This window comes from Arthrobacter sp. NPDC093128 (assembly GCF_040683875.1).
Classification (GTDB): Bacteria; Actinomycetota; Actinomycetes; order Actinomycetales; family Micrococcaceae; genus Arthrobacter.
The window spans coordinates 1-12,199 of record NZ_JBFBEY010000030.1 but is presented as its reverse complement, the minus strand read 5'-3'; the positions used below and the strand labels follow the sequence as shown (position 1 = coordinate 12,199).

At 61.8% G+C, this 12,199-nt stretch carries 11 protein-coding genes; 8 read left to right on the top strand and 3 right to left on the bottom strand.

Features of this window, described 5'->3' with window-relative positions; genetic code table 11:
- Positions 1-490 precede the first annotated feature (490 nt).
- The 3 genes from AB0N24_RS24190 to AB0N24_RS24180 all read left to right on the top strand — a co-directional run bounded on the left by AB0N24_RS24190 (position 491) and on the right by AB0N24_RS24180 (position 3,303).
- A complete protein-coding gene (locus tag AB0N24_RS24190) occupies positions 491-1,102 on the top strand; it encodes a sigma-70 family RNA polymerase sigma factor (protein ID WP_364130145.1) in 612 nt (203 codons plus the stop codon).
- Positions 1,099-2,109 (top strand): CU044_5270 family protein, encoded by a 1,011-nt coding sequence (locus AB0N24_RS24185; protein ID WP_364130142.1) that lies wholly within the window; start codon positions 1,099-1,101, stop codon positions 2,107-2,109. Before AB0N24_RS24190 ends, AB0N24_RS24185 begins: the two co-directional genes overlap by 4 nt.
- 636 nt (positions 2,110-2,745) lie before the next feature.
- Positions 2,746-3,303 carry a hypothetical protein gene (locus AB0N24_RS24180; protein WP_364130139.1) on the top strand — a complete coding sequence of 186 codons (558 nt, stop codon included), beginning with the start codon at positions 2,746-2,748 and terminating at the stop codon, positions 3,301-3,303.
- Between the two features lie 1,165 nt (positions 3,304-4,468).
- Here the strand turns inward: AB0N24_RS24180 and AB0N24_RS24175 are convergent.
- Together AB0N24_RS24175 and AB0N24_RS24170 are read right to left on the bottom strand one after the other, a co-directional pair.
- Positions 4,469-4,795: a hypothetical protein gene (locus AB0N24_RS24175; RefSeq protein ID WP_364130136.1), complete on the bottom strand. Its 327-nt coding sequence runs from the start codon at positions 4,793-4,795 to the stop codon at positions 4,469-4,471.
- Positions 4,796-4,848: 53 nt separating this feature from the next.
- Complete coding sequence (locus tag AB0N24_RS24170) at positions 4,849-5,544, bottom strand: GntR family transcriptional regulator (RefSeq protein WP_364130134.1); 696 nt, start codon at positions 5,542-5,544, stop codon at positions 4,849-4,851.
- Between the two features lie 198 nt (positions 5,545-5,742).
- On the opposite strand from AB0N24_RS24170, the gene AB0N24_RS24165 reads away from it, so the two are divergent.
- From AB0N24_RS24165 to AB0N24_RS24150, 4 genes are all read left to right on the top strand, one after another.
- Positions 5,743-7,524 (top strand): FAD-dependent monooxygenase, encoded by a 1,782-nt coding sequence (locus AB0N24_RS24165; RefSeq protein WP_364130132.1) that lies wholly within the window; start codon positions 5,743-5,745, stop codon positions 7,522-7,524.
- A gap of 62 nt (positions 7,525-7,586) precedes the next feature.
- A complete protein-coding gene (locus AB0N24_RS24160; RefSeq protein ID WP_364130130.1) occupies positions 7,587-8,444 on the top strand; it encodes a fumarylacetoacetate hydrolase family protein in 858 nt (285 codons plus the stop codon).
- 91 nt (positions 8,445-8,535) lie between these two features.
- A complete protein-coding gene (locus AB0N24_RS24155) occupies positions 8,536-9,462 on the top strand; it encodes a VOC family protein (RefSeq protein ID WP_364130128.1) in 927 nt (308 codons plus the stop codon).
- A gap of 232 nt (positions 9,463-9,694) precedes the next feature.
- Positions 9,695-9,928: a hypothetical protein gene (locus AB0N24_RS24150; protein ID WP_364130125.1), complete on the top strand. Its 234-nt coding sequence runs from the start codon at positions 9,695-9,697 to the stop codon at positions 9,926-9,928.
- Between the two features lie 335 nt (positions 9,929-10,263).
- Here the strand turns inward: AB0N24_RS24150 and AB0N24_RS24145 are convergent, their stop codons facing one another.
- The gene (locus AB0N24_RS24145) at positions 10,264-11,226 is read right to left on the bottom strand and encodes an amidohydrolase family protein (RefSeq protein ID WP_364130122.1); all 963 of its coding nucleotides are present in this window, start codon (positions 11,224-11,226) and stop codon (positions 10,264-10,266) included.
- A gap of 65 nt (positions 11,227-11,291) precedes the next feature.
- Here AB0N24_RS24145 and AB0N24_RS24140 point away from each other — a divergent pair, with 65 nt between their 5' ends.
- Positions 11,292-11,774: a MarR family transcriptional regulator gene (locus AB0N24_RS24140; protein WP_364130120.1), complete on the top strand. Its 483-nt coding sequence runs from the start codon at positions 11,292-11,294 to the stop codon at positions 11,772-11,774.
- Positions 11,775-12,199 lie beyond the last annotated feature (425 nt).

The window sequence follows — 12,199 nt, the reverse complement described above, 5'->3', positions numbered from 1 at the left end:
GGATCTTCCTCGGATAGCTTCTTCCTGCGAAATCAGGCAGCCTCCGCTCATCGCGTGTTTGTCCGACAAAGGGGGTGTGCACATTGTGCACACCCTGTCTGCAGGCGGTTTTCGACCTGCATTGTGATCTCCGCATCCTGGCTCTGCCTTCACTCCTTCATGCAGTTCTCTGTTTCAGGCGACATGACTTTGCGGCTTAGATCGTCGGGACGTTCCTGTCGGCGGGCACCTCTCTTGGCGTACCAGTGGCCGGTGAAGGATCCGTCGACAGGGTGAAGGTGTGTGGGATCCGGGCTCTTCTCCCGGGGCCAGTCATGCCTGTCCGATGCGTTGGGCCGAAAAGTTCTCTTACGGCGAGGATCGAGGGCAAGGTATCCTCATCGGGCAGTTGCCCAGTTCAGGGTTGTTGCCGAGCGGCCCCCGGGGCACCTTGGCGGAAATTCGTCCTCTGAATCATGGAACCGGTGGGGGTGACCGGACACTATGAGGTATGGGCGAAGAATCAGGTGTCTCGGACGAGGTGTTGTGGTGCCGGGTTATTAACGGCGACGGGGACGCCTTCGGGGTGCTTTTCGACCGCCACCATGACCGGGTCTGGCGCCACGCCTTGAAAGTGCTGAGTCTGCCCCACGTGGCTGAGGATGTTACCGCCGTCGTCTTCTACGAGGCGTGGCGCCGGCGGGCCAATGTCCGAATGGTGAATGACTCGATACTGCCTTGGCTTTTGGTCACCACGAACAACACCCTTCGCAATCACGTTCGCCAGCAACGCCGCTACAGGCACTTCCTTGGCCAGCTCCCGCCGCCCGCGGATGCGGCCGACATCGCCGAGGACGTTGCCGAAGCCGACGAGGCCAGTTTCAAAACCTCTGCCCTCCGGCAAGCTTTCACGCAACTAAAGCCACAAGAGCGCGATGTACTGACCTTGTGCATCATCGAGGGCCTGGGAGCCAAAGAGGCAGGTGCTGCCCTCGGAATCGCGGACGGAACCGTGAAATCACGCCTGCACCGGGCGAAATCCCGGCTCGGGACCCTGTACAGCCAGGTTGTGCATGAACAAGAGCCTGACGCTCAGGCAATTCTTGGACGGAGAACATCATGAATAAATCCCAGTTCCAGGCCGATAGGCGTGAAGCTCTGCGCCGGCAGCTCGTGGAGCTGCCAACCCTTGCCGGCGCAGAGGATCCCGTCAGGTACAGGCCCGGGAAGGACGCGCACCGCCACGGCCTCCGAAACCGCCAGAACAATGATTCCCTGGTCTCGCAGAAACCCGGCACCCCGCCCCGCCCCCGCCCAACCCGACGAGTCTTGCTCACGGCAGCGGCCGTAACCGTCGGTGCGCTGGCTGCGGGTCAGATAGGCATCACGGCGCAAAGCGCGCACGCGGCAGGTGTGCTGCGGGCAGTCGCGGAGCAGTCCATGACGTTTGTAGACCCCGTACCAGCCCCGGGCCAATACCTGCTGGTCCACACGCACGCCAAATGGCGTGTTTCCGGAGTCGATCAAGCGGGAAACATGACAAACACCATGAACGTCCAGACAATCGACGTTTACGTTCCGGGAAACCCCGAGGAGGACTGGGTACTCGAGCGCGACTGGGGCGACGCGCACCCGGTGCCCATGGAAATAGAGGTCACCCGCGCAAAGGACGGATACTTCTATGGCGGCCCCTGGACCCTGATGACCGACGATGAGCTGGACGCTCTGCCGCGTGACGGGCAGGCCCTGTACGACCACTTCAACTCCCAATACCAGGGAGGATCAGCCTCACGGGATGAGAACGACTTCGTCCGCATCACCGACATCCTGAGGATGGGACTCATACCTGCTGACCTGCGCGCAGGCCTCTACGAGGCACTGGCCCTGATCCCCGGTGTCACCGCCGGCGAGCAAGCCAACTTCGACGGCAAAGTCGGCATAGCGATCGGACGGACAGAACCCCTACGCGCCGGCCAACGGGCAGAAATGATCATCGACCCCGATACCGGGCTGGTCATCGGCGAACGAACCATCATGACCTACGCGGCCTTCGGCTTCGGCTCGAATGAAGTGGTCGGCCACACCGCCATTGACTACCGAATCGTCGACTCAGCCCCCAATGAGGGCTGACCGAGTGCACAGATTCCAGACACCGAGACAGCCAAAGCACCCTCCTGACAGCAACGTCATAAGAAATGAGCAGCCCATGAGCCGAACCGAACCTTCACGGGGCAGATATTAGGTAGCCCCATCGGTAGGGTGACTGCATGGAGGTAACGCCGCGATTCCGATCACCGCGATGGCCCTGGGCCGTCGCGATCCTGCTCGTGATCATCCTGAACGTTAGGTTTTTCGGGTACCACGAGGCGAGTGTATCGACTACACAATCGAGCCTGGCGCTAGGAGCACCTGCACCAGTGGCCCAGCGCTCGGCATAGCCGGTACGTGGATCTTGGCAATCGTGAGCGTGGCAGCCATCACCTATCACCTACTTCACGCTGCGCCTCGTGCATGCAGCTAGAGCCCGCAGAGACTAAACCCTGAGCGGGCGGATAACAGCCTCGTCAGCACTTATCGTCCAAGCTGGTCACGAATGGGCGGTCCGGAGGATTGCAACCCTGACCGGGGCGATTTGACGGGGAGATGGCATCGAAGGGTTCGACTCCGTGGCCCATGCCGAAATCTCTTAGCCCACATGTGTGTGGCAGTTACCACTGCTGATTCTGCGCCCGGTATGCCTGAGAAGCTGGGTCTACTATTGCCTGCATGAGACGCTGGATCAGCGAGCACCCCAACGCGTTCCAAGCGTGGGCACTCCTGGTCGTATGGGCAGTCGGGATTGCGGCGTTATCGATTTTTGGACGAACGCTGGAAGATGCCTTCTTCAGTTCACTTTTCTGGGTGGTCGTCCTTGGGTTTTCCTGGTATTTCACCTCACGGCGGCTGCGTAGAACGGCATCCCAGCTCGAGGCGCATGGACAAGTTTTGGCCTACATACGGTATCCGCACTCACTGCCCGGTTCGCTTAGCGGAATCTGGAATCGGGGGATCGCGACCCTTGCCCCTGGGAAGATTGAGTTTCAGCCCGCTGTTTACGACACCCTGGAGCCGTCCGGACGAGCCACTTCGTTCACTGTCTTGGCTGACAGCCATGAACTCCGAAAACTTGGCCGCGAAGATGCGAAATACATAGGTGAACTGGGCTTTCGACCGATCACGCTCACCACCGAAAAAGCGGATATCGAGGTAGCAGCAGCTCCGGCTTCCCTGCAGAAGATCCTTGATGCCGTCATCACACCGCGAGAGCCTGAAGACAAAGATTGACCCGAACCACGGAACGGCTAACGGACGGCGAAGCAGCTGGAACTCACGCTACAAATTCGTTTGGCAGGCGTTCAAGACTTCCTGTACGTGGGCCCGGCAGCTATTCCAGTGCCGGAGGCCCTGATCCACCGGCCACAGGGCCTTCGAGCTTTCCTCGGTCGCGCTTCTTTTCAATGCCCACGGGTATTGCTATGCCCAGGGCAATGACCGTAAGGAAGGCAACGGTGGGCCAGAATTCGAGGTGCGGAGGGTTAGAGATGAGACTCCATGCCGTCACTGCCAAGAAGCAAATTAGAAGGACCGGACGCAGCAGCCACTTCCATTTGGAAGGAGGATCTCCATTCTTTCCCGGATCGTTCATGCCTTAGGTTAGGTCCGGCCGGCGGGAACCGCTATAGCGGGGATTGCACGACGAGGATCGGTCGACGGCTCCCGTTCCTATTTCAATGTGTATGACTCAGCGTGCACGAACGAAGCCCGGCGACCAGCATTCGAAACGGTGATTCCGGTGCGCTGCTCCGGCTGCGGCATGGCTTCGCCCTTTGGTGTAGAGCGAAGCCGCTACGGAACATCTCCAGGTTTTAACGAATCATTTTCGCTGATCGAACGCCCGGCCCTCCTGATGTCGGAACTAGGGTTGCTGCTCGAAGAATTTTTTGTTCTGTCCGTTCATAGGCTCGATAACTCAGCCTGAACGGAACGGCTTCACGCCACCACTCCGCTAAACGGCGTAGCTCCTTCAGGTCTCCTCTAAGTGTTCGAATCCACGGCCGACCGGAGTTATCTAAGAACTGAATCTCGCGACGGCTCTTGGAAGGGTACCGCGCCTCTTGGATGGCGAAACTCTCGCCCGGTAGTAACACTTCCCGGAAGCGCAGGTGCATCGGTACGCGGGTGCCCCGATGGCTGACTTCGTGGTGTTGAACCCTGTAAATCGGCTCATCGCTAAGATTATGGACCTCATGAACCCACCACTTCTTATATCCGCCTTGAACTTCCTCAGGTGAACGATCTACTTCACGGAATTCAGCATGCTAGGGTCAAAAATCTGACTGTTGCGACGTTGGTGAGAAACCGCCCGGGGCTGAGCTGTGCGGAGGGCTCCACCTGGCCCCAGTGGGCACAACCCGGACACGGCACCCCAACCGGCGGCCGTGGGTCTTGGTCAGCGCTTGAGGAACAGCGGGGGATAGTCCCCGTCCTGGGCGTGGCGTACATGTTCCCAGCCCGGGGACTGCCAGAACGCGTCCTCACTTTCAGGCGGCCTGGCGAACACAGTCCTGCCGGAATGCTGCCGGCGCAGCATTTCTATGGCCTGGGTGCCGAATCCCCGGCGGCGGTGCCCGTCGGCGACTTCCATGAAGTCGATCTCCAGACCTTCCGCCGCTTCCGGGACCCTGTAGCCGGCATCCAGCTCGGGGTGGTCGACGACGATCAGGCGGACGACTTCCTCCCCGGACTCTTCCGAGTCAGAAGACCATATGTTGATCATCGACTGGGTCCTCATCTGTCATGAGGACAACCCACGTCCACGCACTCAGCCGATCACGCGGAGACGGCGCGCCCTGCTTCTGTATTCGATTCCGCATAGGCCAGGAGAGCGGATGTGGTCCGTTCAATGTGTTCTGTCAGTGCCTTGACGGCGCCTTCGGCGTCACGGGCGACGGCGAGTTCGGCGATGTTCCTGTGCTCGGCGGCGACGTCGCGGTCCAGGTCGTGGGCAATGTCAATGGACCAGTGCTGGTACAGCAAAGAACAGTCCCGCAGTTCCGTGGCAATGGACTCGAGCCTGGGACTCTTGGCGCCCGTGAGCAGCGCACGGTGGAACGCATGGTGGGCTACTGACCAGTCTCCGCCCAGATGCCCTTCGCGGGTTGTGTACGGCGTCCGTTGCAGGGTGTGATGGGCAGCGATCACGGCGGATTCCCACTCGAGGTCTCCCTGGCCGATGGATTCCCGAAACACTGCGGTCTCGATCAGCACACGGGCGCGCGTGAGATCGAGGAGGTCGTCGACGGACAGCGGGGTCACGCAGAAGCCGCGTTGCGGCTGCGCCCGTACCAGGCCCTCTCCTGCCAGTCGGGTCATCGCCTCGCGGACAACGGAAAGGCTCACACCATAGCGGGTTCCCAGGCCAGCCAGCCTGAGTTTGCTGCCTGGCAGGAAGGTTCCGCCGAGCAGTTCCGCGCGCAGGGATGCATAGACCCCTTCGGAGTGGGTCTTGGGCTCGGTGACGGTCATGGCAACACTGTACCCGACCCGGGGTAGAAAAACGTCGGATTTAAATAAAATCGATATTTTCTTGCTAAATCGACGAATGGCTGAAAGAGTGTGTTGCAGATCACCCCTAGATCGGGCCCCTCAAACCTTGGATGGCAACGTAGCCACCAGCACGAGGACGACGGCCATATCCCGCAGTATCTGCCCTAAGGAGATTCCATGACGGATGTACAAGTTCCTGTCCTCATCGTTGGCGGCGGCGGCGCAGGCCTCACCGCTTCGATGACGCTGTCGAACCTCGGTATCGAGTCGCTTCTGGTGACGGCGTTCCCCAATACTTCGATCCTGCCCAAGGCACACGTGCTGAACCAGCGCACCATGGAGATCTTCACGGAGGTCGGCGTCGCCCCGGAGATCTACAAGCGCAGCACGCCTGCAAAGAACATGAAGGCCACAGGCTGGTATGCGGGAATCACCGGCGACCACGATGGCTACGGCCGTGAGCTGGGACGCCTTGAGGTCTGGGGCGGCGGCTACACCGACCCCGACTATGTAGCAGCCAGCCCCCGCCGCACCTGCAACCTCCCGCAGATCCGCCTCGAACCGGTCCTGCGGGCACACGCCGAGTCACTGAACCCGGGCAACGTCCGCTTCAACCACGAACTCACCGGACTCGTCCAGGATGATGAAGGTGTTGTTGCCACCGTCCACAATAAGGACGACGGCACCGACTTCACGGTCCGCGCAAAGTACCTTTTCGCGGCCGACGGCGGACGGACGGTCGGCAAGATCCTGGGCGTCGGCATGTCCGGGCCGCGTGATCTGATGCGGATGGTCACCGTGCACTTCACCGCAGACCTCTCTGCTTACCTCAAGGATGATGAAGTCCTCATCCGCTGGCTGGTCAACCCCGACTTTGGCGGTTCCTGGTCCAGCGGGGTGCTCGTTCCCATGGGGCCGGATAACTGGGGTCCCGCGTCCGAGGAATGGATCATGCACATGCAGTACGCCACGGACGACCCCGAGGCCATGCAGCAGGAGAAGGTCCTGGACCGCCTCAAGGCCACCTTGGGCGTCCCCGACTTCGACCCCCAGATCAACAGCATCAGCCAGTGGGTCATGGAGGGTGTTATCTCTGACAAGTTCCGCGAAGGCTCCGTCTTCTTCATGGGCGACGCGGCGCACCGGCACCCCCCGACAGGCGGTCTGGGCCTGAACTCCGCCGTGCACGACGCCTACAACCTGTGCTGGAAGGTAGCGGCCGTGCTGCGCGGACAGGCCGGCGACTCGCTGCTGGACACCTACGAGGCAGAGCGCAAGCCGGTGGACCAGAACAACATCAACAACGCCGTGGCCAACGCGATGAACCACTTCGTCATTGACAAGGCCCTGAACCTGTCGCCTGAAAACTCGCCGGCACAGAACTGGGCTGAGGTCCGCCCGCTGTGGGAGGAGCTGCCCGAATCCCACGACAAGCGGCACGCCCTGAACAAGGCCATCGGTTCGCAGACCATGGAATTCCGCCACCACAACGTGGAGTTCGGCTACACCTATGACTCCACGGCCATCGTCGATGACGGCAGCCCCGAGTACGTCCCGCTGGACCCGGTACGCCTCTACGAGCCGAGCACCAAACCCGGCCACCCGATGCCCCATGCCTTCGTGGAACGCGAAGGCGAACGGATTCCGCTGGGAACCCTGGTCCACGGCGGACATTTCCTCCTCATAGCCGGTGAGGACGGCGACGACTGGGTCGAGGCCGCAAACAAGATAGCCGCCGAACACAACCTGCCCATCAAGGCCGCAACCGTGGGCGTCCTGGACAGCGATTACGTCGATGTACGCGCCGCCTGGCTTAAGCACCGCGACATTTCACCGACCGGTGCGGTCCTGATCCGGCCGGACAGGTACGTGGCATTCCGGTCCGTCGACGGCGCGGAGGACGCCCAAGCCGTTCTCAAGTCCGCGCTCAGCCAAGTGCTGGCAACGGAACTGCTGTGACCCTCGGGTCCTGACCGGTTGGGGCACACCGAGCCGACACCATTTACTTTCAAGGAGTTATTTTGCGTATTGCAAACCACAACAGCCGGGCAGTCCTGCTGACCTCCGATGCGGCCGGCGTTGACGTCCACACCGCCAGTGCGGGCCGTTTCGGTCCGGATCTGTCCTCGCTTTACACCGAATGGGAAGCGTTCACCGCCTGGGCGGTGGGCGCGTCCGTCCTGGAAGCCGACGTGGCCATTGACCGTTCCCTACTTGGGTCCCCGTCCCCGGCTCCGCGCCAGATTTTTGCCATTGGGCTGAACTACAGTGCACACGCCAAGGAGTCAGGGTTCGAGGAACCGGACCAGCTGCCCCCGGTCTTCACCAAGTTCGTCAGCTCCCTCAGCGGGCCCGACACCACGGTGGAACTGCCCGAGGGAGGAAACACGGACTGGGAGGTGGAGCTCGTGGCGATCATCGGCAAGGAAGCCTCAAACGTCTCCGCTGCCGATGCCTGGGAGTACGTGGCCGGCCTGTCGATCGGGCAGGACCTTTCCGAACGCGTCTCCCAGCTCCGCGGCCCGGCACCGCAGTTCGGCCTAGGCAAATCGTTCCCCGGCTTCGCCCCGGTCGGGCCGTGGCTTGTCAGCCCCGGAGAGTTCAGCAACCCGGACGATTTGGAACTCGGCTGCAGCCTCGACGGTGAAGAGGTCCAGAAGGGACGCACCAGCGAACTGATCTTCTCCGTTCCTGCCCTGATCCAAGGCCTTTCCCAGACGGTCACGCTGCTTCCCGGCGACATCATCTTCACCGGTACCCCTTCCGGCGTGGGCCTCGGCCGGACCCCGCAGCGTTTCATCCAGCCCGGCGAAACACTCGCCTCCCGCATCGAAGGCATCGGCGAAATCACCCAAACCTTCGTCCCTGCCGGCTCGTGAACCATCCCTGCTGCCCGGCACTTAGCCGGGCAGCAGGACCCGTGCCCCGAACAGCGTTTAGCGTTATCCATGGATACAAAGGAGTAATCCCATGTCTTTGCACCGTCTGACCCGAGTGGTGATGGGCGTTCCCAACGTCGCCGAAACCGCCGCCTACTACGAGGAATTCGGCCTGGACCCGCTGGGCAACAACTCGTTCGGAACCCGCGACGGCGGCGAGCAACTGAAAATCGTCCACGCACCGACCCGGCGCCTCGTGGAACTCGGCATCGGCGTGGACAACGACGACGACGTCGCCAAAGTCACCGCCCAGATGAACCGACTCGGCGTTCCGATCAGCCACAACGGCTCCGAACTCCTCGCCCAGGAACCCATCTCCGGCTTCACCGCCCGCATCCACGTCGCGCCCCGCGTTGCCCAGGAGAAAACCCCCGCGACGCCCTACAACGGACCAGGCCGGACAGACCGCTTAGGCCGGGCACCCGGCGTCGTACGCGAAACCCGCATCAAACCCCGCAAACTGGGCCACACAGTGATCGGCACGGTTGACCTGGCCGCGACCATGAAGTTCTTCACGGAAGGTATCGGGTTTAAAGTCAGCGACTACGTCGGCGACAAGGGCGCGTTCATGCGTTGCTCTGTCGACCACCACAACGTCCTGGCCCTGGCTGCCCCCGTAAATTTCCTGCACCACACGTCCTGGCAGGTCGATGACATCGACGACGTCGGACGCGGAGCGAAAGCGATGCTGGAGAACAACCCCGAACGCCACATCTGGGGCCTCGGACGCCACCACGCAGGATCCAATTTCTTCTGGTACCTCAAAGACCCGGCCGGGAACTTCTCGGAGTACTACTCCGACATGGACTGCATCCCCGAAGACGAAATCTGGACCCCGGAGACTTTCCACGGGGCCCAGGGTCTCTTCAGCTGGGGACCGCCCCCGCCGCCGTCGTTCCTGGAACCGGACGACCTCGCAGCCCTCATGACCGGCACCCACGCACCTGCCTCGGCCTAACCCGCCGACCCCCTACCGACCCCATCGGTCCTCCGTGACCATGCCCGCTGATGCCGTAGCCCCTGCCCGTCCCGTCACAATGGCAGCTACCCGCGCGAACCAAAAGGAAGAGCGGATGAAACAAGACAACACGCTTCGTGTAACAGCACGAGAGGCGACCCGCGCAAAGCCCCCGCACGCCAATCGGAAATATGTCCGCACACAGCCGCCCAGGAGAATCCAGCCTCTCCGGATGACGCAATGGAAGTACCTCTGGCGTGAGGAGTTCGTCGAATTGCGCCGCGGGGCCCGGATCACGGCCGCGGGCTGGGTCGATGACCTCACTCCAGACGGCACCATTATCTGGATCTGCCTGACAGGCGGTATGGGCCGGGTGATGATTCACCGCAGTGACGGGCTCGACATCTGGCGCGTGGACTCCCGCATCCTTCAGGACCACAGCTTCCACCAGCCGGAACTCATCTAACGTAGGCTCGGAAAACCCCCAACGTTCAGAGCCCACCCATTGCCGGGGCCAGACAAACGATGAGAACGTCGCGCTGCAGAAGCCCTGTTTCCCACACCTGCGCAGCTGTGATCGATCCGTAGGAGATGCGATGTCCACAAATACAGACCGCCAAACAACACAGCTTCCCGGAATACCGTCGCCATCAATATCAGGAAGGGATGAGGGCCTGCATGATTCCTCTCCCTTCCCGACACGATCGGCAACTACAGTGCATACCCTGGATATCCGGGACCTTGTCGGGCTGGACCGGGCCCGGCGTGGTCCCCTTCTCTGGCGGCCTGCCGCCGGTCAATTCACCGTTTCGGGCCGTCTGAGGCGCGGGCGAGCCTGGGGAAGAGTACCTCTGCGCTGCCGCGCTCGATGGCGAAGGCCTGTCCGTCAGTAAACCCCTCGTACTCCTCCAGGAAGCCGTTGAAATACGTGCCGGCTGTCTCGTTGGCGAACGGCCAATCACTGCCGTAGAGGACGTGCCCGGGTTCGGCAAAGGCGAGCAGGGAGGGCAGGGCGCTGGGACTGGCGGCGAGAGCCGTGTCGAAGTAGAAGCGCTTCAGATCTACCATGACGCTCTCGGGGCTGGCGCTCGGGTCAAGCATTGTTTTGAGGCCTGAGAACCGGTATGCGGCGAACGGAAGGAATCCGCCGCCATGCGAAAGGATGACCTTCATGTTCGTGTACCGGCCCATTACACCGTTCAACACCATGTTCAATGCCGTTCGTGTGGTGTCGAAAACGTAGTCGGCCATCGGCGCTGGAGTTCCTTCCAACAGCGTCATCGGGGGCTGCGCCGGATGCACGAACACTGTTGCTCCGCGACGATCCAGTTCGGCCCAGAGGGGCTCGTAATCAGGGTCGCCGAGGTACTTACCCCCAACGTTGGACATCACGACGACACCGTCTGCGTGGAGTACGTCGAGCGAGTAGATCGCCTCGGCGATCGCGGCGTCGACATCGGGGAGAGGCAGGCTGGCGAACGAGCCGATGCGGTCCGGGTGCATGCGCTGCAGCTCAGCCGCAAATTCGTTCACAGCGCGGGCGAGACCGGCGCCTTCCTTCCCGCCGCCCAGAACGGTACCGGGGGATGTCACCGAGAGGATGCCGGTGGCAATCCCCTGCCTGTCCATCATCGCAATAGCGTGCGACCCGCCCCAGGCAGGAGTCTCCCACCCTCCGGACGTCATGTTGCGGTCGGCGAGGGCTTGGGCCCACAGGGGAGGGACGATGTGCTGGTGGACGTCGATACGATCGATTCTAGACATGTCTAGGCTCCTAATATTTAGCTTGCTACTTATTAGCTTGCTAGTTATTACAGTAGACTTGTCGCATGACTGATGCAAGCCAACCAATCGAGACCGTCCCAGCTGCGTCGTGGGCGGAGGTGCGTGACTTCGCAGCGGCCGCCGACGAGCTTTTCTTCGCGATGCGCCGATCGCGGGCGATGACGGCAGGCCAGTTCGGCCAGGACCTGTCCGCAGCGCAGATCACGCTCCTCGAGCCCCTCGTCGAGGACGACGGTGTCCCCGTCGGCCGCCTCGCCGCCGCGGCAGCCGTCAGCGTGCCGACTGCGACGCGCATGCTCAAACAACTGGAGACGCGGCACTTGGTCGACCGGCGGCGCTCGACCGCCGATGACCGTGTTGTCATCATCCGCCTCACCGATGAGGGGCGCGAATTGCTCACCAATCTCCGTGATCAGTTGCACGGCAGGCAGGCGGCAACACTCTCACGCTTCACCCGGGACGAGCGTGAGTACCTCAGCTCACAGTTGCGCCGCCTGGCCGAACTGGTGTCAGAAATCGACGATTAGCGCCGGTGCTTGGATTGCGGACCACGTGCAGGTGGGTGCCCCGGACTCGAGACTGCCGACGGCCGGGCACATCCGTCAGTCTGTCCGGCTCGGCCTGTCAAGGCTCTATACGGCACACTCTCCGGCGCTCGAGAAACGTCTGAGGTTGAGGCGGCATTCGGTGAACCCGTGTTCGTGTGACGCACGCCGGCGGCGCCTTCGAAGACTAATCAGGGATTCTGTTACCTTCAATTCGAACCTGTTGCGACGATGGTTTGAAACCGCCCTGTGCACAATGTGCACAGTTGGGGCGCCGGATCGGGTCGTACATCGGCAGGACTGGCTCGGATTCGGTATATATCAAGCTGTTTGTGACAGCGGGTTGGTTTTGTGGTTGATGCCAGCGTGGGACGGTGCGGATGCTGCTGTGGGTTTGTTGCGGTATC

Coding starts and splice junctions, on each gene's coding strand:
- AB0N24_RS24190 (WP_364130145.1), top strand. CDS start 491: ATGGGCGAAGAATCAGGTGTCTCGGACGAGGTGTTGTGGTGCCGGGTT.
- AB0N24_RS24185 (WP_364130142.1), top strand. CDS start 1,099: ATGAATAAATCCCAGTTCCAGGCCGATAGGCGTGAAGCTCTGCGCCGG.
- AB0N24_RS24180 (WP_364130139.1), top strand. CDS start 2,746: ATGAGACGCTGGATCAGCGAGCACCCCAACGCGTTCCAAGCGTGGGCA.
- AB0N24_RS24175 (WP_364130136.1), bottom strand. CDS start 4,795: ATGATCAACATATGGTCTTCTGACTCGGAAGAGTCCGGGGAGGAAGTC.
- AB0N24_RS24170 (WP_364130134.1), bottom strand. CDS start 5,544: ATGACCGTCACCGAGCCCAAGACCCACTCCGAAGGGGTCTATGCATCC.
- AB0N24_RS24165 (WP_364130132.1), top strand. CDS start 5,743: ATGACGGATGTACAAGTTCCTGTCCTCATCGTTGGCGGCGGCGGCGCA.
- AB0N24_RS24155 (WP_364130128.1), top strand. CDS start 8,536: ATGTCTTTGCACCGTCTGACCCGAGTGGTGATGGGCGTTCCCAACGTC.
- AB0N24_RS24150 (WP_364130125.1), top strand. CDS start 9,695: ATGACGCAATGGAAGTACCTCTGGCGTGAGGAGTTCGTCGAATTGCGC.
- AB0N24_RS24145 (WP_364130122.1), bottom strand. CDS start 11,226: ATGTCTAGAATCGATCGTATCGACGTCCACCAGCACATCGTCCCTCCC.
- AB0N24_RS24140 (WP_364130120.1), top strand. CDS start 11,292: ATGACTGATGCAAGCCAACCAATCGAGACCGTCCCAGCTGCGTCGTGG.